Source organism: Arthrobacter sp. NPDC080082, assembly GCF_040686595.1.
Classification (GTDB): Bacteria; Actinomycetota; Actinomycetes; order Actinomycetales; family Micrococcaceae; genus Arthrobacter.
Map to the genome: position 1 here is coordinate 36729 of NZ_JBFBKQ010000003.1, position 20324 is coordinate 57052.

Sequence of the window (20324 nt, forward strand, 5' to 3'; positions counted from 1 at the left end):
CCCGCTCCCGGGTCAACAGACGCGGCTGGCGCCGCCGCGGGGGAGCGGCTTCAGCCGGCGAAGAAGGCGCTCAGCTCGGTGATGAGCTTCTCCGGGGCCTTGTTCACGCCGTCGTGGCCCATGCCGGGCAGGATCGTGTAGCTCGAACCGGACAGCACGTCGTGGATCTGGGCGCAGGCCACGCCGAAGTACGCCGGGCTCTTCTCGCCCACCACGATCAGTGTCTCCAGCGGCAGTGCCAGGAACGGTTCGGCGGGCATGTCCGCGGCGATGATCGCCTTGATCTCGCGGACGCCGGTCTTCATCAGCTCCCGCAGTTGCTTGCCCACGGGGGTCCCGGCGGTCAGCTTGTTGGCCAGGGTCAGCATGGACAGCGGCATCCGGGAAACGGCGCTGCCGGTTTCCAGCCCGCGGACCAGCACGGCCAGGGCCCGGTCGTCGTCGCCGGCGGCGGTGAGGCGCTCATACTCGGGGATCCAGTCGGCGGTGACGCTGTGGTTGACCGAGACGGCCGGGTCGTAGACCGCCAGCCGCTCCACCGGCAGGGTGCGGGCGGCGTGCAGGGCTACGGCGCCGCCGAAGCTGTGACCGAACACGTCCGTGCTGTTGGTGTGCTTCATCACGGCGTCGAGGTCGTGGATGTCCACGTCAAGTGTGTAGTCCTCCGGCTGCGGGGAGGAGCCGCCGCGGCCGCGGCGGTTAAAGGTGTGGACCGGCCGGCCGAGGGAGGCGCTGAGCTTCTGCGCAAACTTGGTGTAGTCGGCGGCGGTCACCATCGAGGCGGACACGACGACGACGCCGGAGCCGGCCGCGGACAGTTCCGCCCCCGTGCTGAACAACTCGAGGGTTCCGCCGTCGGGGGTGTGGATGTTCTCGCGCGTCATGGTTTGAGCCTAGCCCAGCCGGCCGCCCTCGCGCAGGCGGCTTCGGCCCAGGCTGCGCGGGCGGCCCTATATGGAGCCTTCTGAGAGCGGCGTGCACATTCCCCGCCAGTTTCGTAGCCCTCGCGCCGGTGGATGGGACGGCAAAATTTATTACTAAGCGTGCTTGCTATTACCTTTTCGATCGTGTGTACTCAATTTGGAAAGCATGCTTAGTTTCGTTCGACCCTTAGCCGATATGTGAGGAAAAATGGAAGATACACTCAAGGCCGGCCTGGCCACCGTCATTGACTTCGTCCCCAAGCTGGTGCTGTTCCTGGTCATCCTGATCGTCGGCCTGCTGATTGCAAAGGCGATCGCGAAGGCTCTGTCCAAGCTGCTGCACAAGGTCGGCTTCGACCGCGCCGTGGAGCGAGGCGGCGTGAAGAAGGCGCTGGCCAATTCCGAGCTTGATGCCAGTGACGTTATCTCCAAGATCATCTACTACGCCCTGGTGCTCTTCGTGCTTCAGTTCGCGTTCGGTGTCTTTGGGCCCAACCCGGTCAGCACGCTGCTCGCCGCGATCATCGCCTTCCTCCCGCGCGTCGTCGTCGCCATCATCATCGTCATCGTCAGTGCCGCGATCGCCGCGGCCGTCAAGACCCTCATTCAGGGCTCCCTCGGCGGCCTCTCCTACGGCAAGACGCTTGCGAACATCGCCAGCATCTTCATCCTGGGCATCGGCATCATCGCTGCCCTGAACCAGGTCGACATTGCCACCACCGTGACGACCCCGATCCTCATCGCTGTGCTTGCCGCGATCGTGGGCATCCTTGTTGTAGGCGTCGGCGGCGGGCTTATCAAGCCCATGTCCCAGCGCTGGGAGCACTACTTGAACAAGGCCGAGGCCGAGGCCCCGAAGATCAAGTCGGAGGCCCAGAATTCTCCCCCGGCCACCGAACAGATCAAGGACGCCGTCCACACCTACACGCCGGAAGCAGACTCCACCGGCGGGACGCACCGCCTCTAAGGCATCCTCCCGCATTCGTTGGACCACAGGAACCGGCTCCGTCCCCTCAGGGACGGAGCCGGTTCTTTGCGCTTTGAGGGAGCCCACGTCGCTCACGCGGCTCCGTCGGTCAACCCAGCCGGCCGCCGGATACCTCGAGATAGCAGGAGCCGCAGAGGGATTCGTACCAGGCGTCCTGGCCGTCGATGGCGACCTGCTCGCCGTCGAACACCACCCGGTCGCCGATCCGGCGGGTGTTGAAGATCGCCTTGCGGCCGCAGCGGCAGATCGTCTTCAGCTCCTCCAGGGTGTGCGCGATCTCCAGCAGCCGCAGCGACCCCGGGAAGGCGCGCGTCCGGAAGTCCGTGCGGATGCCGTAGGCCAGCACCGGCACGTTGTCCAGGACGGCGATCCGGAACAGGTCATCCACCTGCTCCGGCGTCAGGAACTGCGCCTCATCCACCAGCAGGCAGGCCACCGGCGGGGTGTCCACGTGCTGCAGCAGCGCGTCCGGATCATCCCCGTGCGCCAGGGCGGAGAACAGTTCCCGCGCGGATGCGCCCGCCGGGATCAGGAAATCGACGTCGCGGGTCATGCCCAGGCGGGAGACGACGGCGGTGTCGCCCTTGGTGTCGATGTCCGGCTTGGCCAGCAGCACCCGCTGGCCGCGTTCCTCGTAGTTGAAGGCCGCCTGCAGCAGGCCCGTGGACTTGCCGGAGTTCATCGCGCCGTAGCGGAAGTAGAGCTTGGCCAAGGGGGTCCTTTCAGGAGCGGTCGCCCCCGATTCTAGTGCCACCGCCCCCGATCCCGGGCGCTCAGGAATCCCCGGTAAACTTAGGGATTGTGACTTCCCAAAACACTCCTGCCCCGAACACGCCCGAGCACTCCGAGGCCAGCGAACAGACCCTGGTCCGGATGGAAAAGCGCGCGAAGCTGATCGAGCGCGGGATCGAGGCCTACCCCGTGGGCGTCGAGAGGACCCACTCGCTGACGGATATCCGGGAGAAGTACGCCCACCTCGTCGCCGACGAGACCACCGGCGACGTCGTCGGTGTCACCGGCCGCATCGTCTTCATCCGCAACACCGGCAAGCTCTGCTTCGCCACCCTGCAGGAGGGCGGCCTCGACGGCAAGGCGGTCCGCCTCCAGGTCATGCTCAGCCTGGCCAACGTCGGTGAGGAGGCGCTCGCCGACTGGAAGTCCCTCGTGGACCTCGGCGATCACGTCTTCATCAAGGGTGAGGTCATCTCCTCCCGCCGCGGCGAGCTCTCCGTCATGGCCGAGTCCTGGTCCATGGCGTCCAAGGCCCTGCGCCCGCTGCCCGTGCTGCACGCTGAACTGAACGAGGAAACCCGCGTCCGCCAGCGCTACGTGGACCTGATCGTCCGCGACGAGGCCCGCGAGATGGTCTACACCCGCGCCGCAATCACCCGCTCCATCCGCGAGACCCTGCACCGCCAGGGCTACGTGGAGGTGGAGACCCCCATGCTGCAGCTAGTCCACGGCGGCGCCACCGCCCGCCCGTTCGAGACGCACATGAACGCGTTCGACCAGAAGATGACCCTGCGCATCGCCACCGAGCTCTACCTCAAGCGCACGGTCGTCGGCGGCATCGACCGGGTCTACGACATGGGCCGCGTCTTCCGGAACGAGGGCGTCGACTCCACGCACAGCCCCGAATTCACCACCCTGGAGAGCTACGAGGCCTGGGCCGACCAGTTCGTCATGGCGGACCGGATCAAGGAGATCATCCTCGACGCCGCGGACGCCGCTGGCGTGGGCCGGGTGCTGCAGACCGAGGCCGGCGAGATCAACCTCGACGGCGACTGGGCCTGGATGGCCGTCTACCCGGGCCTCTCCGACTTCGTCGGCCAGGAGATCACCCCGGACACCCCCGCCGCCGAGCTGCTGGCCCTCGCGGAAAAGCACGAGGTCAAGGTGGACGCCGCCTGGGACGCGGAGAAGCTCGTCGTCGAACTTTTCGGCGAACTGGTCGAGCCCACCCTGCTGAACCCGACCTTCGTGTACGACTACCCGCCGTCCGCGCAGCCGCTGGCCCGCCAGCACCGTGAGGACGGCCGCCTGATCGAGGCCTGGGACCTGATCATCGGCGGCATGGAGCGCGGCACCGCGTTCTCCGAGCTGATCGACCCCGTCATCCAGCGCGAACGCCTCACCGAACAGTCGCTGCGCTCCGCTGCCGGCGACGTCGAGGCCATGCAGCTGGACGAGGACTTCCTCCGGGCACTCGAATACGGCGCCCCGCCGATGGGCGGCATTGGCCTCGGCATTGACCGGCTAGTGATGCTGTTCACCGGTGCGGGCATCCGCGAGACCATCCTGTTCCCGCTGCTCAAGCCCGAAGGCAACTGATCATGGATTACATTGCCGTGCTGCTGCCCTCCGTGGTGGTGGGCCTCATTTTCTGGTTCGTGATGAAGGCAATATTCAACGCCGATAAATCCGAACGCCAGGCCGAGGCCCGCGCCCAGGCGGAAGCCGACGCAGCAGTAAACGCCCCGGCCGCGAATTCCGCGCCGGATCAGGGGCATTCCCCGGAACAGTCCTAGAAAGTCATTAGCCGGCGCTGTTTTCCCGCAGCGTAGTTTTCGCTTTGACTCGGTGCCATAAAGCGATGGATACTTTTTACAGTTACATCCTGCTTTTCTAAATGCTCCTCCTTCGAAAAGAGAGTCTTTATGGCACAGAAAGTTGAAATCATCCTCGTGGATGATCTGGATGGGGGATCCGCGGACGAAACTGTCCGGTTTGGGCTGGACGGCGTCAGTTACGAAATTGACCTGTCGGCCAACAATGCTTCAGAACTGCGCTCGTCGCTCGAACGTTATGTGGGCCAGGCCCGCAAAACGTCCGCCGGCCGGCCCGCCCGCACGAAGGCCGCCAGCGGCCGAAATCAGGATTCGGCCCAGATTCGCCAGTGGGCCCGTGACAATGGCTACGCGGTCAACAGCCGCGGCCGAATCCAGGCCGAAATTCAGGAAGCCTACCAAAAGGCCAATTCCTAAGATTGGCGCCGTTTCCGGCCCCTAGGGCCGGAACGAATTGCCTACAGCGAAGCCCCCGCCATCCGGTGGGGGCTTCGCTGCGTCCGGGGTCCGTACGTTCCTCCCCGGTTACCGTCCGGAGGCTGGCCCGGCGTGCCGACGCCGGAGCCCGGCCGGGCAGTGTTTGGGCCGTTTCCGGGGACCACCCGGCCTGGTGCGGCGGAGGTAACCGGGTAGGAGCGCATACACGGGCCGTGCACGCCGCCCGGGTCCCCGCAACCGCCCCGGTTTCCCCTGTGGCGAACAAGCCACAAATTACGAAGACCGCCACGTAGCATCAAAGTACGTCGTAGCTAGGAGTGTGGCGAAATGTTTGAGCGATTTACGGACCGTGCCCGTCGCGTAGTTGTGCTTGCCCAAGAAGAGGCACGCATGCTGAACCACAATTACATCGGTACCGAACACATCCTCTTGGGTCTGATCCATGAGGGTGAAGGTGTTGCCGCCAAAGCCCTCGAGTCCTTGAGCATTTCGCTCGACGGCGTCCGCGAGCAGGTGCAGGAGATCATCGGACAGGGCCAGCAGGCGCCGTCCGGTCACATCCCCTTCACGCCGCGGGCCAAGAAGGTGCTGGAACTCTCCCTGCGCGAGGCCCTGCAGCTCGGCCACAACTACATCGGCACCGAGCACATCCTGCTCGGCCTCATCCGCGAGGGTGAAGGCGTTGCCGCCCAGGTGCTGGTCAAGCTCGGAGCAGACCTGAACCGGGTCCGCCAGCAGGTCATCCAGCTGCTCTCCGGCTACCAGGGCAAGGAATCCGCCGGAGCCGGTGTCGGCGCCGGCCAGGCCGAGGGTACCCCCGCCGGCTCGGTCGTCCTCGACCAGTTCGGCCGGAACTTGACCCAGGCCGCCCGGGAGAACAAGCTCGACCCGGTGATCGGCCGCGAGCAGGAAATGGAACGCGTCATGCAGGTCCTTTCCCGCCGCACCAAGAACAATCCCGTCCTGATCGGTGAACCCGGCGTCGGTAAGACCGCCGTCGTCGAGGGCCTGGCCCAGGCGATCGTCCGCGGCGACGTCCCGGAAACCATCAAGGACAAGCAGCTTTACACCCTGGACCTCGGTTCCCTGGTGGCAGGCTCCCGCTACCGCGGTGACTTCGAAGAGCGACTGAAGAAGGTCCTCAAGGAGATCCGCACCCGCGGCGACATCATCCTGTTCATCGACGAGATCCACACCCTGGTGGGTGCGGGCGCGGCCGAGGGTGCCATCGATGCGGCCTCGATCCTGAAGCCCATGCTGGCCCGCGGCGAGCTGCAGACCATCGGCGCCACCACGCTGGATGAGTACCGCAAGCACATTGAGAAGGACGCCGCCCTGGAGCGCCGCTTCCAGCCGATCCAGGTCAAGGAGCCCTCCGTCGCGGACGCGATCGAGATCCTCAAGGGCCTGCGTGACCGCTACGAGGCGCACCACCGCGTGACCATCACCGACGGCGCCCTCGCCTCGGCCGCGAGCCTGTCCGAGCGCTACATCTCGGACCGCTTCCTGCCGGACAAGGCCATCGACCTGATCGATGAGGCCGGCGCCCGGCTGCGCATCCGCCGGATGACCGCTCCGCCGGAGCTGAAGCTGATGGACGAGAAGATTGCGGCCATGAAGCTGGAGAAGGAATCGGCGATCGACGCCCAGGACTTCGAAGGAGCCGCCTCGCTGCGCGACAAGGAGCAGAAGCTCATTGCCGAACGCGCCGAGAAGGAACGCCAGTGGAAGACCGGCGGCATGGACGACATCTCCGAGGTGGATGAGGACATCATCGCCGAGGTGCTCGCGAACTCCACCGGCATCCCGGTCTTCAAGCTGACCGAGGAAGAGTCCTCGCGCCTGCTGAAGATGGAAGAGGAACTGCACAAGCGCGTCGTCGGCCAGGACGAGGCCATCAAGGCCCTGTCCCAGGCGATCCGCCGCACCCGTGCCGGCCTCAAGGACCCGAAGCGTCCCGGCGGCTCGTTCATCTTCGCCGGCCCCACCGGCGTCGGCAAGACCGAGCTGGCCAAGGCCCTCGCGGAGTTCCTGTTCGGCGAGGAAGACGCGCTGATCACCCTGGACATGTCCGAGTACTCCGAGAAGCACACCGTCTCGCGGCTCTTCGGTGCCCCTCCGGGCTACGTGGGCTACGAGGAAGGCGGCCAGCTGACCGAGAAGGTCCGGCGTCGTCCGTTCTCCGTGGTGCTCTTCGACGAGGTGGAGAAGGCCCACGCGGACCTCTTCAACTCGCTGCTGCAGATCCTGGAAGACGGCCGCCTGACCGACTCCCAGGGCCGCGTGGTGGACTTCAAGAACACCGTGATCATCATGACCACCAACCTCGGTACCCGGGACATCTCCAAGAGCGTCGCCACCGGCTTCCAGTCCGGCACGGACACGCAGACCGGCTACAACCGGATGCGCGCCCGGGTCACGGAGGAGCTCAAGCAGCACTTCCGCCCCGAGTTCCTGAACCGTGTTGACGACGTCGTGGTCTTCCCTCAGCTGACCCAGGACGAGATCATCGAGATCGTCGACCTGTTCGTCACCCGCCTGGAGCGCCGCCTCAAGGACAAGGACATGGGCATCGAGCTCACGCCCGCGGCCAAGGTGCTCCTGGCGACCCGCGGCTACGACCCCGCGATGGGTGCCCGGCCGCTGCGCCGCACCATCCAGCGCGAGATCGAGGACCAGCTCTCCGAGAAGATCCTCTTCGGTGAGTTGCACTCCGGCGACATCGTGGTGGTCGACGTCGAGGGCGAGGGCGACGACGCGAAGTTCACCTTCGCCGGCAACGCCAAGCCGAGCATCCCGGAGATCGCGCCGACCCACTAGGGCAGGTTCGCTGCTCCGCATGGCACCAGACGCAACGGCCCCGGCCGCTTCCCTCGCGGGAGCGGCCGGGGCCGTCGTCGTTAAGCCTTAAAGCGTCGAGGCCCGCGCCCAGGGCCGCGACGGGTCATCAGGCGGTGACGGTGATCCACTCGCCGTCGATCGCGGCCTTCAGCTTGGCCAGCGGCGCGCGGGCCGGGCCCTGGATGACGCTGCCGTCGCTGCCCTTGAAGGAGGAGCCGTGGCAGGGGCATTCGAAGTCGCCGCCGGCCGGGGCCACCGGGCAGCCCGCGTGGGTGCAGGCCGCGTCGTAGGCCAGGACGGTCTTCTCGTCCGGGCGGAAGATCACCACGGCCTTGCCGTTGACCTTGCCGGTGGCGGTCCCGCCCACCTTGACCTCGCTGACCTTCCCCACCTGCACGGGGGTGCCCGCGGGGACGGAAGACGCCGCGGCGTCGCTGGTGGCGGCCGCGTCGGACTCCGGCCCGGAGCAGGCGGAGAGCGTCAGGGCAGTGCCGCCGGCTGCTCCGGCGCCAAGCAGCAGGGAACGTCGGGGGAGCATCTGTTCAGCATTCATGGCCCCATTCTGCCAACCGGCGCTGGGAATTGGCTGCGGGCCTACACACCGGAAACTTGAAAGTATTGTTTCACTCTTAGTGAACCCGGTGTGATCGGGGGCACATCGGGTGTTGAATCGGACCATGCCTTCAACCGAAACGCCTTCGACCGGCGGGCTCCCGCAGACACCCTTCCACGACCTGGACCACTACCTGGCTATCCCGCGCCTCAGCGGCCTCGCGATGAGCCCGGACGGCCGGCGCCTGGTCACCTCCGTCGCCACCCTGAACGATAAGGGCACCGACTACCGCACCGCGCTCTGGGAGATCGACCCGGCCGGGACGCGCCCGGCCCGTCGGCTGACCCGCAGCGCCAAGGGCGAGGCCGGAGCCGCGTTCGCCGCCGACGGCACCCTCTACTTCACCTCCGAGCGACCCGACCCGGAGAACCCCGACGCCGACGCCGTTAAGGCCCTCTGGGCGCTGCCGGCCGACGGCGGAGAAGCGCGCCTGGCTCTCTCCCGCGCCGGCGGGGTCAGCGGCGTGCTGGCCGCCCGGGACGCCGACGCCGTGTTCGTCACCGCCCCGGTGCTGGCCGGTTCCATGGACGAAACCGATGACGAGGAGCGCCGGAAGGCCCGCAAGGACAAGAAGGTAGCCGCCATCCTGCACACCGGCTATCCGGTGCGGTACTGGGATGCCGACCTCGGTCCCGGCCAGCCGCGGATCTTCGCCGTCGAACCCGGCACGGAACCGGAGAACGGCACCCCGGGAACGGTCGACGCCGCCACCCCCGCCACCCTGCGCAACCTCACCCCGGAGGCGGGCAGCGGGCTCCGGGAGGCCGATATGTCGGTCAGCCCGGACGGGAAGACCATCTACAGCAGCTTCACCCGGCCGCTGGCCAACGCCGACTCCCGGATCGTCCTGGTGGCCGTGGACGTCGCCACCGGCACCACCCGCGTCCTGCTGGATGAGCCGGGCATGAGCTACTTCCCCGGCCCCGTCAGCCCGGACGGGAGCACCCTGGCCGTGCTCAGCGAAACCGACACCACCCCGGAACAAGCGCCGCAGGTCCGGCTGCACCTGCTGGACCTCACCGGACCCGACGCGAGGCTCAGCCCGCTGGCGGAAGGCTGGGACCGTTGGCCGCGCCCGGCCGCCTGGTTGCCGGACGGATCGGCCCTGCTGGTCACCGCGGACGAGGACGGGGCCACCCCGGTGTTCCGGGTGGACGTGGCGGACTCCGGCACCGGCGCCCCGTCCGCTTCACCGCGCCGGCTGACCGACGACGCCGCGGCCTACACCGACGTCGTCGTCTCACCGGACGGGCAGCATGCCTACGCGCTCCGCAGCTCCTACGAATTCCCCGCCGAGGCGGTCCGGATCGACCTCGCCTCAGGCGACGTCACCCGGCTGCCCGCCCCCGCCGGGCGCCCTGCGCACCCGGGCCGGCTGGAGCGGGTGGAAACCACCGCCGCGGATGGCCGGCGGGTCCCCGCCTACCTGGCCCTGCCCGACGACGCCTCGGCGGAGAGCCCTGCTCCGCTGTTGCTCTGGATCCACGGCGGCCCGCTGGGCTCCTGGAACGCCTGGACCTGGCGCTGGAACCCGTGGCTGCTGGTGGCCCGGGGCTATGCCGTCCTGCTCCCGGACCCGGCCCTGTCCACCGGCTACGGCCAGGACCACATCCAGAGCGGCTGGGGCGAGTGGGGCAAGGCCCCCTTCACGGACCTGATGGCCATCACCGACGCGGTCGTGGACCGGCCGGACATCGACCAGACCCGCACCGCGGCGATGGGCGGCTCCTTTGGCGGCTACATGGCCAACTGGGTGGCGGGCCAGACGGACCGGTTCAAGGCGATCGTCACCCACGCCAGCCTCTGGGCACTGGACCAGTTCGGCCCCACCACCGACGCGGCCCAGTACTGGCTGAAGGAAATGACCGAGGAGATGGCCGCGGCTAACTCCCCGCACCTGTTCGTGGAGAACATCCGCACCCCCATGCTGGTGATCCACGGCGACAAGGACTATCGGGTGCCGATCGGCGAGGGCCTGCGGCTCTGGTACGAGCTGCTCGCCAAGTCCCAGCTCGCCGCGGACGGGGATGGCCGCACCGACCACCGGTTCCTCTACTTCCCGGACGAAAACCACTGGATCCTGCAGCCGCAGCACGCCAAGGTCTGGTACGGCGTCATCGAGCACTTCCTCGCCCGGCACCTGCTGGAGGAGGACATCGCGGTGCCCGCGGAGCTGGGCGTCTAGCCCGGCGGGGAGGCGGGAGAAGCACGGGGGCGGCGGGGCGGAGCCGTAGGATGGGGCTGTGACTGAGCCCATCCGGATCCGCCCTGCCCGCACCCATGACGTCGCCGCGATCAAGACCCTCGTGGCGCCCCTGGCGGACCAGCGGATCCTGATGGCGAAGGAGACGGTCGCCTACTACGAGAGCCTGCAGGAGTTCCGGATCGCCGAATCGCCCGACGGCGAGGTCATCGGCTGCGGCGCGCTGCACGTGATGTGGGAGGATCTGGCCGAGGTGCGCACACTGGCCACCTCCGACGCGTGGCGCGGCAAGGGCGTGGGTCACCAGCTGGTGGAGCACCTGCTGGACGACGCCCGCGCGCTGGGCGTCTCCCGGGTCTTCTGCCTGACCTTCGAGGTGGAGTTCTTCAAGCGCCACGGTTTCGCCGTCATGGCGGACCAGACGGCGGTGGACCCGGTGGTCTACTCCGAGCTGCTGCGCTCCCACGACGAGGGCGTCGCCGAGTTCCTGGACCTGGCCCGGGTCAAGCCCAACACCCTCGGCAACACCCGGATGATCCGCGCCTTGTAAGGGCCACCCGGCCTCTTCCGCCACCTCCACTCGGTGGATAAACTGATGCCGGCCCGGCGGGGAAGGGCCGCCGTCGTCCGGAGGCAGACTGTGCATCACCGTGTCATCTTTCCTGACTTTTCCGCGTTCCAGATGTCCGTGGACGCCCCTCCGCTGCCGCCGTGCGACGCTCCGGCCTACGACGGCGGAGCAACGGACGGCGCCGGCGGTGGCGGTGAAGCCGGCGGCGGCTTGCGCCCCGGCCGGCGGCTGCCCCCGCAGGAGGGACTGGGGCCGGACGCGTGGCCGGAATTCCCCTCCGCAGTCCCGCCCGGCCCCGGAGCCTACCGCGGGCCGGACGCCGGTAGTAGGGTTCAACCAAAGCAGCCAGGACACCATCCAGGAGCGCAGCCATGAAGAAACTCATCAACGATCCCAAGGCCGTGGTCGACGAATCAGTGGAGGGCTTCGGGCTCGCCCACGCGGACCTCGTCACCGTCCACCCCGACCCGAAATACATCGTCCGCAAGGACGCCCCGGTGGCCGGGAAAGTGGGCCTCGTCTCCGGCGGAGGCAGCGGCCACGAACCCCTGCACGGCGGCTACGTCGGGAAGGGCATGCTGGACGCCGCGGTCCCCGGCGCCGTCTTCACCTCGCCGACGCCGGACCAGATCCTGCCCGCCACCCTCGCCTCCAACTCCGGGGCCGGCGTCGTCCACATCGTGAAGAACTACACCGGCGACGTGCTGAACTTCGAGACCGCTGCCGAACTCGCCCAGGCCGAGGGAGTTGAGGTCCGCACCGTGCTGGTCAACGACGACGTCGCCGTGCAGGACTCGCTCTACACCGCCGGGCGGCGGGGCGTGGGCGGCACCGTCCTGGTCGAGAAGATCGCCGGCGCCGCGGCCGAACGCGGCGATGACCTGGATGCCGTCGCCGCGATAGGGGACAGGGTCAACCAGAACGTGCGCAGCATGGGCGTGGCGCTGACCGCCTGCACGGTCCCGCACGCGGGTGTCCCCAGCTTCGAGCTGGAGGACAACGAGATCGAGATCGGCATTGGCATCCACGGCGAACCCGGCCGGCAGAAGATCCCCATGGAGCCCGCGGACGGCATCACCGACCGCCTCCTGGACCCGGTGGTCAGCGACCTGGGCCTGGCGTCCGGGGACAAGGTCCTCCTGTTCGTCAACGGCATGGGCGGCACCCCGCAAAGCGAGCTCTACATCGTCTACCGCCGCGCGGTGCACCGGCTCGAGGAGCAGGGCGTGCGCGTGGAGCGCTCGCTGGTGGGCAACTACATCACCTCCCTCGAGATGCAGGGCTGCTCCATCACCGTTCTGAGGCTCGACGACGAGATGACAGCCCTCTGGGATGCACCCGTGCACACCGCGGCCCTGCGCTGGGGCGCCTGACCGTGGGGCTGGACGTCGGCTGGGCCGTCCGCTGGCTGACCTTGTCGGCCGAGGCCATGGCCGAGCACCGGGTGGAACTGATCGAACTGGACCGGCCCATCGGGGACTCGGACCACGGCGAGAACATGGACCGCGGCTTCAAAGCCGTAATGGACAAGCTCGCCGAGGCGCCCCCGGAAACCGCCGGAGCCGCGCTGAAGCTGACCGCCATGACGCTGATGTCCAAGGTGGGCGGAGCCGCGGGACCGCTGTACGGCACCGCTTTCCTGCGGGCGGCGACCGCCCTCGGTGACGCCGCGGACATCGACGCCGGCACGCTCGCCACGGCGCTGACGGCAGCCCGGGACGGGATCGTGGCCCGCGGCAAGGCCGAATCGGGGGACAAGACCATGGTGGATGCCTGGACCCCTGCCGTCGACGCGGGCTCGGCGGCTGCCGGGGCCGACGGCGGAAGCCCGGGACGTGTGCTGGCCGCGGCGGCTGACGCCGCGGAGGCCGGGGCCGTCTCCACCGACCCGATGCAGGCGCGGAAGGGCCGCGCCAGCTATCTGGGGGAGCGCAGCATCGGCCACCGCGACCCGGGGGCCGTGTCCACCGCCCTGATCCTGCGCGCCGCCGCCGAGGCTGCGGAGGGCGCCGCATGACGGTGCGGCTGGTGGTGGTCTCACACAGCGCGAAAATCGCCGAGGGCGCCGTTGAACTCGCCGCCCAGATGGCGCCGGACGTGCCCATCATCGCGGCGGGCGGCACCGACGACGGGCGGATCGGTACCAGCTTGGAGAAGGTCATGGCCGCGCTGGAACAGGCCGACGGCGGCGAGGGCGTGGTGGTCCTCACGGACCTGGGCTCCGCCGTGATGACTGCGGAATCTGCCGTGGAGTTTGCCGCGGACCCCGGTTCCATCCACCTGGCCGATGCTCCGCTGATCGAGGGCCTGGTGGCGGCCGCGGTGTCCGCGCAGACCGGAGCCGACGCGGAGACCGTGAAGGAGGCGGCCGAGGCCGTCTACCGGCCGCCGGAGCACCACCACGTCCATGCGGAGAGCGCCGCGGCTCCGGACGCGCAGGGAGACTTCGAACTGGTCAACAAGGCCGGCATGCACGCCCGGCCGGCCGCCAAGATCGCTGGGAGCCTCGCGGGAATGGACGCCACGGTCACCATCAACGGCGTCGACGGGGAGTCCATGACGGAGCTGATGATGCTGGGTGCCGGGCAGGGCACCGTGCTGCACATCGAGGCCAGCGGTCCGGACGCGGTCAAGGCCGTCGACTACCTGGGCGGACTCATCAGCGACGGGTTTGGTGAGCCCTAGGCTTCACCTAGTTCGTCTGGGCGCTCAGGCCGGCAGCTGCAGCCCGGCCGGATGCTGTTCTGCCAGGCCGTCGGCCAGCAGCCCGGCCACGGCACGCTCCAGCTGTTCCGGCGGGGCATTCAGCCGGTGCAGGGCGGCCAGCGGGATACCGATCCCGACAGGCGTGAACCCCAGGTCGGCGGGCGCGCGGTCCAGCAGCTCCCTGGGCACCGGTGCCTCGGCAACACGCAGCACCGCGACCACAGCCCCGCGGACCTGGCGGTCCGTGCCGTGCCAGGCCTGGCCCTTGGGGGTGTAAGTGGGCGCGGGTTCCCCGGCGGCCAGCCAGGCGCACGCGTCCCGGACCGGACACTGCCCGCACTTCGGTGAGCGGGCGGTGCAGACCAGGGCTCCGAGTTCCATCACAGCGGCGTTCCAGCGCACCGATTCCGGCCCGCCCTCGGGCAGCAGCTCCGCCGCGAGGCGCATCTCCGCGGCGGTGAGGGCCGGGGCGGGCAGCGCGGCGCCGCCGATCAGCCGGGCGTGCACCCGGCGGATGTTGGTGTCCACCACCGTTTCGCGGCGGCCGAAGGCGAAGGCGGCGACGGCAGCCGCGGTGTAGGTTCCGACGCCGGGCAGCGCCAGCAGCTCCGGGTAGGTGCCGGGCACGTCGCCGTCGTGGTCATTGACGATCGCCGCCGCGGCAGCGTGCAGCCGCAAGGCGCGCCGCGGATAGCCCAACCGGCCCCAGGCGCGGACGGCCTCGCCGGGGGCTTCCTTGGCCAGGTCGGCCGGTTCGGGCCAGAGCCGCAGCCACTCCTCCCACACCGGAAGCACCCGCACTACCGGGGTCTGCTGCAGCATGATCTCGCTGACCAGGACGCCCCAGGGGGTGCGGTCCGCCTCGCGCCACGGCAGGTCCCGGGCCGTGTCCGCGAACCAGGAGTCCAGGGCAGCGTGGAGCTCCGCCAGCCGGCCGGCGGGCGGAGCGGCGGGGGCGCCCACTGCCTGCGCGGCGGGTGAGCCGGGCGCGGTGGGGGCGGCCGTTGTTTCGGGGGAGGGAGTCATTGTTTTGATCGGACCAGCTTAATAGAGACGCGCACCATAGCCGGACCAGCGGCGTGGTGGTGCGTGATCGGAGGCGCGGTTCTCTAGCCTAGAAGAATGGTCAGGCAAGGCAACGCTCGCGGTACGGCCCGGAAACCGGGTAAAGCCGTCTACCGCCGTCGACGCCTCCTTGCTGGCGCCGTCCTGCTCCTGGTCCTGGCGCTCGCCGTGGCCGGTGTCGTGTCCGTCTCCAATGCCCTTTCCGGCGGCTCTTCCGACGACGCAGGGCAGGCAGGCAGCGCCAACGTTAGCGGCGCCACCGCGTCTGCCGCCGCGTCCGGGACGGCCTCCGCCGGCGCCTCAGCGTCCGCTAGCCCGACTGCCTCCGCGACGCCCAGCCCGACGTCGGCCTGCGACGACAAGCTGATCACCGTCAGTGCCGCCACGGACAAGGCCGTCTACGGTCCTGGCGAGAACCCGCTGCTGACGCTCAAGGTCACGAACGGCAACCAGGTCCCCTGTGAGGTCAATATCGGCACTTCGCAGATGGAGTACGTCGTCACCAGCGGCGCGGACCGGATCTTCTCCTCGGCGGACTGCCAGGCCGAGAGCGGCGACCTGGTGAAGTCGATCGGACCCGGCCAGAGCGAGACGGCCAACTTCCCGTGGGCCCGGAACCGGTCCGTCGACGGGTGCAAGGCAGTCGCGGCGCAGCCCGGAGGCGGCGGCGCGTACTACGTCTTCACGGCGCGGCTGGGGAACAAGACCAGCCCCAAGGCCGTCTTCCAGCTCGGCTAAGCCTGCCGGTCTCGAGGAGAAAACCCGGCGGAGCCGGTTGAGGGAGCCGGTTTAGCGGAGCCGGTTTAGAGGAACCGGTCCAGCAGGCTGGCCTCCGCCATCCGGCTCAGGCCCTCGCGGACGGTCCGGGCGCGCTGGTCGCCGATCCCGTCCACGGTCATCAGGTCATCGATGGTGGCCGCCATCAGGAACTGCAGGCCGCCGAAGTGGTCCACCAGCCGGTCGGCCACGGCCTTCGGGACCGCCTTCAGCCCGGACAGCAACCGGTAGCCGCGCGGCTGGACGACGGCGTCGAGGTTGGCCTCCCCGCCGGCGAACCCGACGATCCCGGCGATCTTGCCTAGGTCGATCAGCTCCGTCGAATCCAGGCTGACGAGGGCCTTGACGGCCTTGTCGATGTCCTCGACCGAGGCGTGCGGGCCCGAGTAGTCCCGGATGATCACGTCGCTGCCGGGACCGCGGCCCACGGTGAGCTCGTCCAGCTGCAACGACAAGAGGCGGCCGTCCTCGCCGAGTTCCAGCACGTACTGGGAAATTTCCTCGGAGATCCGGCGGACCATCTCCTGGCGCTGCAGGGTCACGGCGACGTCGCGGACGGTCACCATCGCCTCGATTTCCAGGGCGGACAGGGAACTGGTGACCTGGTCCAGCCGCGACCGGTACCGCTCAAGGGTGGCGAGGGCCTGGTTGGCGCGGGCCAGGACCTTCTCGGAGCCCTCCAGCACGTGCCGCAGCCCGTTGACGTACAGGGCGATGATCTGCATCGACTGGCTCACGGAGATGACCGGCACGCCGGTCTGGATGGCGACGCGCTCGGCGGTCCGGTGCCGGGTGCCGGTCTCCTGGGTCTCGATGCTGGAATCGGGCACCAGCTGCACTCCGGCGCGCAGGATGTTGCTGGCGTCCTTGTCACAGACGATCGCGCCGTCCATTTTCGCCAGTTCCCGCAACCGGGTGGGGGAGAAGTCGATGCCGATCTCGAACCCACCGGAGCAGATGGATTCGATGGTCCGGTCCATGCCCAGCACGATCAGCGCGCCGGTGCGGCCGCGCAGGATCCGTTCTAGCCCGTCCCGAAGGGCGGTGCCGGGGGCCACCCTGGCCAGCGTCGCCTTGAGTGCGTCTTCGGGGCTCCGAGCCATGGGTGTTTCCCTTCAAAGGTGCAGGCCGCTGCCTGCTGTGCGCCGGATCCGCGGATTTCACGCGGTGGCCGGTCAGAACAAAAATGCCCGGTCGCCCGGTAGCACCATCATAGGGGTACGGTGCCCCGTTTTCCGCACGGACAAGCCCCAAAGTGGTCCATGGGAGCACTCCGGCGGGGCCCGGAAAGTGCTCTTCCCGCGGACCCCGGCGGACCGCATTTTGGGCTCCGCCGGGGCTGTCCCGCCCCTGCGATAAACTGGAGTCCTGGGTGTATCGCGGGCTCTCCGCGCAGTGAACCCGCCCCAAGCCGCAGCGAAAGTAGCACCGTGTCTCAAGATGTCCACAGCCCCGCCCGAGTCCAGGAGATTCACAAGCAGGCGGGCCGGCGCCGGACCTTCGCAGTCATTTCCCACCCCGACGCCGGTAAGTCCACGCTGACCGAGGCGCTGGCGCTGCACGCGAAGGTGATCGGCACCGCCGGTGCGTCCAGCGGCAAGGCCAACCGCAAGGAAACGGTCTCCGACTGGATGCAGATGGAAAAGGACCGCGGCATCTCCATCAGCTCCGCGGCGCTCCAGTTCGCCTACCGGGACACCGTCATCAACCTGCTGGACACCCCCGGCCACGCCGACTTCTCCGAGGACACCTACCGCGTGCTCGCGGCCGTTGACTGCGCCGTCATGCTGGTGGACGCGGCCAAGGGCCTGGAAACCCAGACCATGAAGCTCTTCGAGGTCTGCAAGCAGCGGAACCTGCCCATCATCACCGTGATCAACAAGTGGGACCGCCCCGGCCTGGACGCGCTGGCGCTGATGGACGAGATCACCGAGCGCACCGGTCTGCAGCCCATGCCGCTGACGTGGGCCGTGGGCATCTCCGGCGACTTCCGCGGCGTCTGGGACCTGCGCAACGACCGCTTCGCCCGGTTCCAGCGCAACAACGCCGGCGCCAACATCGCCCTGACCGACTACTTCACCCCGGAAGAGGCCGCCGAGAGCCAGGGCGATGACTGGTCCAACGCGGTGGACGAGGCCGGGTTGGTCATCGAGTCCAACCTCGCGTTCGACGTCGAGGCCTTCCACGCCGGCAAGGCCACGCCCATCCTCTTCAGCTCCGCGGCGCTCAACTTCGGCGTCAAGGAGATCCTGGATGCGCTGGTGGACTTCGCCCCGCCCGCCGCACCCCGCCCCGACGTCGACGGCGACCCGCGGCCGGTGGACGCCCCGTTCGCCGGCTTCGTCTTCAAGGTCCAGGCCGGCATGAACAAGGCCCACCGCGACCACGTCGCCTTCATCCGGGTCTGCTCCGGCGTTTTCGAACGCGGCATGGTGGTCACCCAGGGCCGCACCGGGAAGTCCTTCGCCACCAAGTACGCCCAGCAGGTCTTCGGCCGCGAACGCGAGGTGATCGACGAGGCCTTCCCCGGCGACGTCGTGGGCCTGGTCAACGCCTCCGCGCTGCGGGTGGGTGACAGCCTGTTCCTGGAGCAGCCGGTGGAATTCCCCGCGATCCCGCTGTTCGCGCCGGAACACTTCCAGGTGGCCCGCTCCAAGGACCCCAGCCGCTTCAAGCAATTCCGCCGCGGCATCGAACAGCTCGAGCACGAGGGCGTCATCCAGGTGCTCCGCTCGGACATCCGCGGCGACCAGGCACCCGTGCTCGCCGCAGTCGGCCCCATGCAGTTCGAGGTGGTCGAGGACCGGATGGCCCACGACTTCAGCGCCCCGATGCGGCTGGAGCGGCTGCCTTACTCGCTGGCCCGGATTACGACGGCGGACGCCATGCCCGCGCTGGCCAACGTCACCGGCGCGGAGGTGCTGCTGCGCTCCGACGGCGAGTACCTGGCCCTCTTCAACGACGTGTGGGCGCTGCGGCGGATCGAGAAGAACCTGCCGGACCTGACGCTGGTCCCGATCGGCACCCACAACCCCGCGAAGTAGCCACCGCATCACCTGGCCCGGACGCCCGGGGACCGCGGCGAAATAAACGCCGCGGCCCCTATCATTCCGGCGATTCCGCGTTATCATAAGTAACCTTGCTAATTTGCGGGCGCCGGCCCCAGGCCAGCTCACAGCACCGATCCGCCGAGGTTCAGCGGACCCCGAACGAGGGAACACCTACACGCGTTGACCATCACCATCGAACCGGGCTCCCTGTTTGGAGGGCGCTACCGGATTGAGTCCCTGATCGGCCGGGGAAGCCAGTCCACCGTCTACCGGTGCTACGACCAGCAGCTGCGCCGAGAGGTAGCCGTGAAACTCTTCCGCGCCGACCCGGAAGGCCCCGGTGCCGTCCGGCTGCAGCGGCAGGAGGCCCGCATCCTCGCCGGAATGAGCCACCATGCCCTGGTGATGCTGCTGGACGCCGGTTCGGACCACGACGACGACGGCCAGGAACTCAGTTACCTGGTGATGGAGTTCGTGCCGGGCCAGGACCTGCGGCACCGAACCCTGCGCGGGCCGCTCTCTGCCGCGCATATGGCACACATCGGCTACGACCTGGCCGAAGGCCTGTCCTACATCCACCACCACGGCGTGGTGCACCGGGACGTCAAACCCGGAAACGTCCTGCTGGTGGACTACAGCAACCAGGACCGCAGGCCGCGGGCCAAGCTCACCGACTTCGGCGTCGCCTGTTTCGCGGATGCTCCGGAGGACGACGCGGAAGACGGCGGCACCTCCGGAACGCCCGCCTACCTCAGCCCCGAGCAGGCCTCAGGCGGCCCGGCCGGTCCCGCCAGCGACGTTTACTCCCTGGGTCTGGTGCTGTTGGAGGGCCTCACCGGAAACATGGCTTACCCCGGCGCGCCGATCCAGTCCGCCGTCGCGCGGCTCCTTCACGACCCGAAAATCCCCGACGGGCTCGCGCCGAAATGGGCGGAACTGCTCGCCTCCATGCTCTCCAGGGACCCGGCCGATCGGCCCGCGGCAAGGGAGGTGGCGCTGGCCCTGCGCCAGGAAATCATCAGCACCTCCGGACGGCGGCGCCGTGGGGCCCCGGTGCCCGACGAGGCCGGAAGGATGCTGGCCGTGGAGCGCTACGGCATCCTGGACACGCCCGCGGACGGCTCCTTCGACCGGATCGCGGCGCTGGCCGCCCGTGTCTTCTCCGTGCCGGTGGCGATCATCAGCATCGTCGACCACGACCGGATCTGGTTCAAGGCACACCACGGCACCGACGTGAGCGAGATCGGCCGCGACCCAGGGCTCTGCGCCTCGGCCATCCTCCAGGACGGCCCCTGGATCGTCAACGATGCCACCCACGACGCGCGGACCCTCGCCAATCCCTTGGTGGCCGGCGACTTCGGGCTGCAGTTCTACGCCGGCATCCCGCTGCGGACCCCCGACGGCTACAACCTGGGCACCTTCTGCATCCTGGACCGGGAGCCCCGGGACTTCAGCGAGGAGGAGACCCGCACGCTCGAGGATTTGGCCGCCCTGGTCATGAACGACCTGGAGCTGAGGCTGCGCGGCCGGGAGCTGGCCGCGGGCTGATCCGCCCGGGCCAGGGAGGCAGCGCAACCGGCGC

At 68.8% G+C, this 20324-nt stretch carries 18 protein-coding genes; 13 read left to right on the forward strand and 5 right to left on the reverse strand.

Annotated features, from left to right (window positions below; translation table 11 throughout):
* Nucleotides 1-50: 50 nt before the first annotated feature.
* The gene (locus AB0O44_RS06950) at nt 51-884 is read right to left on the reverse strand and encodes an alpha/beta hydrolase (RefSeq protein WP_290257008.1); all 834 of its coding nucleotides are present in this window, start codon (nt 882-884) and stop codon (nt 51-53) included.
* Nucleotides 885-1131: 247 nt separating this feature from the next.
* Between AB0O44_RS06950 and AB0O44_RS06955 the strand changes: the two genes are divergently transcribed.
* Nucleotides 1132-1890, forward strand: coding sequence for a hypothetical protein (locus AB0O44_RS06955; RefSeq protein ID WP_364135924.1), 759 nt, complete (start codon nt 1132-1134; stop codon nt 1888-1890).
* A gap of 109 nt (nt 1891-1999) precedes the next feature.
* On the opposite strand, the gene AB0O44_RS06960 is transcribed toward AB0O44_RS06955, so the two are convergent.
* Nucleotides 2000-2623 (reverse strand): thymidine kinase, encoded by a 624-nt coding sequence (locus tag AB0O44_RS06960; protein ID WP_290257006.1) that lies wholly within the window; start codon nt 2621-2623, stop codon nt 2000-2002.
* A gap of 89 nt (nt 2624-2712) precedes the next feature.
* On the opposite strand from AB0O44_RS06960, the gene lysS reads away from it, so the two are divergent.
* The 4 genes from lysS (at nt 2713) to AB0O44_RS06980 (ending at nt 7736) form a co-directional block, all read left to right on the forward strand.
* Nucleotides 2713-4242 carry a lysine--tRNA ligase gene (lysS, locus tag AB0O44_RS06965; RefSeq protein WP_290257005.1) on the forward strand — a complete coding sequence of 510 codons (1530 nt, stop codon included), beginning with the start codon at nt 2713-2715 and terminating at the stop codon, nt 4240-4242.
* A gap of 2 nt (nt 4243-4244) precedes the next feature.
* Nucleotides 4245-4439, forward strand: coding sequence for a hypothetical protein (locus AB0O44_RS06970; protein WP_364135927.1), 195 nt, complete (start codon nt 4245-4247; stop codon nt 4437-4439).
* A gap of 129 nt (nt 4440-4568) precedes the next feature.
* A complete protein-coding gene (locus tag AB0O44_RS06975; RefSeq protein ID WP_364135929.1) occupies nt 4569-4895 on the forward strand; it encodes an Lsr2 family protein in 327 nt (108 codons plus the stop codon).
* Nucleotides 4896-5243: 348 nt separating this feature from the next.
* The gene (locus AB0O44_RS06980) at nt 5244-7736 is read left to right on the forward strand and encodes an ATP-dependent Clp protease ATP-binding subunit (protein ID WP_290257002.1); all 2493 of its coding nucleotides are present in this window, start codon (nt 5244-5246) and stop codon (nt 7734-7736) included.
* A 127-nt stretch (nt 7737-7863) separates the two neighbouring features.
* Here AB0O44_RS06980 and AB0O44_RS06985 read toward each other — a convergent pair whose 3' ends face one another.
* A complete protein-coding gene (locus tag AB0O44_RS06985; protein ID WP_364135932.1) occupies nt 7864-8310 on the reverse strand; it encodes a Rieske (2Fe-2S) protein in 447 nt (148 codons plus the stop codon).
* A 124-nt stretch (nt 8311-8434) separates the two neighbouring features.
* Between AB0O44_RS06985 and AB0O44_RS06990 the strand changes: the two genes are divergently transcribed.
* The 5 genes from AB0O44_RS06990 (at nt 8435) to dhaM (ending at nt 13829) form a co-directional block, all read left to right on the forward strand.
* The gene (locus AB0O44_RS06990) at nt 8435-10555 is read left to right on the forward strand and encodes an alpha/beta fold hydrolase (RefSeq protein WP_364135935.1); all 2121 of its coding nucleotides are present in this window, start codon (nt 8435-8437) and stop codon (nt 10553-10555) included.
* 58 nt (nt 10556-10613) lie between these two features.
* On the forward strand, nt 10614-11123 hold the full coding sequence (locus tag AB0O44_RS06995) for an amino-acid N-acetyltransferase (protein WP_290256999.1): 510 nt from the start codon (nt 10614-10616) through the stop codon (nt 11121-11123).
* A gap of 392 nt (nt 11124-11515) precedes the next feature.
* Nucleotides 11516-12517: a dihydroxyacetone kinase subunit DhaK gene (dhaK, locus tag AB0O44_RS07000; RefSeq protein ID WP_364135937.1), complete on the forward strand. Its 1002-nt coding sequence runs from the start codon at nt 11516-11518 to the stop codon at nt 12515-12517.
* A 2-nt stretch (nt 12518-12519) separates the two neighbouring features.
* Entirely contained in the window at nt 12520-13161 is a 642-nt protein-coding gene (gene dhaL / locus AB0O44_RS07005; protein WP_290256997.1) for a dihydroxyacetone kinase subunit DhaL, read from the forward strand.
* Nucleotides 13158-13829: a dihydroxyacetone kinase phosphoryl donor subunit DhaM gene (gene dhaM / locus AB0O44_RS07010; RefSeq protein ID WP_364135940.1), complete on the forward strand. Its 672-nt coding sequence runs from the start codon at nt 13158-13160 to the stop codon at nt 13827-13829. Before dhaL ends, dhaM begins: the two co-directional genes overlap by 4 nt.
* A 24-nt stretch (nt 13830-13853) precedes the next feature.
* On the opposite strand, the gene AB0O44_RS07015 is transcribed toward dhaM, so the two are convergent.
* Complete coding sequence (locus AB0O44_RS07015; RefSeq protein WP_364135942.1) at nt 13854-14876, reverse strand: A/G-specific adenine glycosylase; 1023 nt, start codon at nt 14874-14876, stop codon at nt 13854-13856.
* 96 nt (nt 14877-14972) lie between these two features.
* On the opposite strand from AB0O44_RS07015, the gene AB0O44_RS07020 reads away from it, so the two are divergent.
* Entirely contained in the window at nt 14973-15653 is a 681-nt protein-coding gene (locus AB0O44_RS07020; RefSeq protein WP_364135944.1) for a hypothetical protein, read from the forward strand.
* Between the two features lie 65 nt (nt 15654-15718).
* On the opposite strand, the gene disA is transcribed toward AB0O44_RS07020, so the two are convergent.
* Entirely contained in the window at nt 15719-16795 is a 1077-nt protein-coding gene (disA, locus tag AB0O44_RS07025) for a DNA integrity scanning diadenylate cyclase DisA (RefSeq protein ID WP_290256993.1), read from the reverse strand.
* Nucleotides 16796-17122: 327 nt separating this feature from the next.
* On the opposite strand from disA, the gene AB0O44_RS07030 reads away from it, so the two are divergent.
* Together AB0O44_RS07030 and AB0O44_RS07035 are read left to right on the forward strand one after the other, a co-directional pair.
* The gene (locus AB0O44_RS07030) at nt 17123-18736 is read left to right on the forward strand and encodes a peptide chain release factor 3 (RefSeq protein ID WP_290256992.1); all 1614 of its coding nucleotides are present in this window, start codon (nt 17123-17125) and stop codon (nt 18734-18736) included.
* Nucleotides 18737-18922: 186 nt separating this feature from the next.
* A complete protein-coding gene (locus AB0O44_RS07035; RefSeq protein ID WP_364135948.1) occupies nt 18923-20290 on the forward strand; it encodes a GAF domain-containing serine/threonine-protein kinase in 1368 nt (455 codons plus the stop codon).
* The last annotated feature ends 34 nt before the right edge of the window (nt 20291-20324 follow it).

Excerpts from the sequence above, each read along its gene's own strand:
- AB0O44_RS06950 (WP_290257008.1), bottom strand. The coding sequence starts at position 884 with ATGACGCGCGAGAACATCCACACCCCCGACGGCGGAACCCTCGAGTTG.
- AB0O44_RS06955 (WP_364135924.1), top strand. The coding sequence starts at position 1,132 with ATGGAAGATACACTCAAGGCCGGCCTGGCCACCGTCATTGACTTCGTC.
- AB0O44_RS06970 (WP_364135927.1), top strand. The coding sequence starts at position 4,245 with ATGGATTACATTGCCGTGCTGCTGCCCTCCGTGGTGGTGGGCCTCATT.
- AB0O44_RS06975 (WP_364135929.1), top strand. The coding sequence starts at position 4,569 with ATGGCACAGAAAGTTGAAATCATCCTCGTGGATGATCTGGATGGGGGA.
- AB0O44_RS06980 (WP_290257002.1), top strand. The coding sequence starts at position 5,244 with ATGTTTGAGCGATTTACGGACCGTGCCCGTCGCGTAGTTGTGCTTGCC.
- AB0O44_RS06985 (WP_364135932.1), bottom strand. The coding sequence starts at position 8,310 with ATGAATGCTGAACAGATGCTCCCCCGACGTTCCCTGCTGCTTGGCGCC.
- AB0O44_RS06990 (WP_364135935.1), top strand. The coding sequence starts at position 8,435 with ATGCCTTCAACCGAAACGCCTTCGACCGGCGGGCTCCCGCAGACACCC.
- dhaK (WP_364135937.1), top strand. The coding sequence starts at position 11,516 with ATGAAGAAACTCATCAACGATCCCAAGGCCGTGGTCGACGAATCAGTG.
- dhaM (WP_364135940.1), top strand. The coding sequence starts at position 13,158 with ATGACGGTGCGGCTGGTGGTGGTCTCACACAGCGCGAAAATCGCCGAG.
- AB0O44_RS07015 (WP_364135942.1), bottom strand. The coding sequence starts at position 14,876 with ATGACTCCCTCCCCCGAAACAACGGCCGCCCCCACCGCGCCCGGCTCA.
- AB0O44_RS07020 (WP_364135944.1), top strand. The coding sequence starts at position 14,973 with ATGGTCAGGCAAGGCAACGCTCGCGGTACGGCCCGGAAACCGGGTAAA.
- disA (WP_290256993.1), bottom strand. The coding sequence starts at position 16,795 with ATGGCTCGGAGCCCCGAAGACGCACTCAAGGCGACGCTGGCCAGGGTG.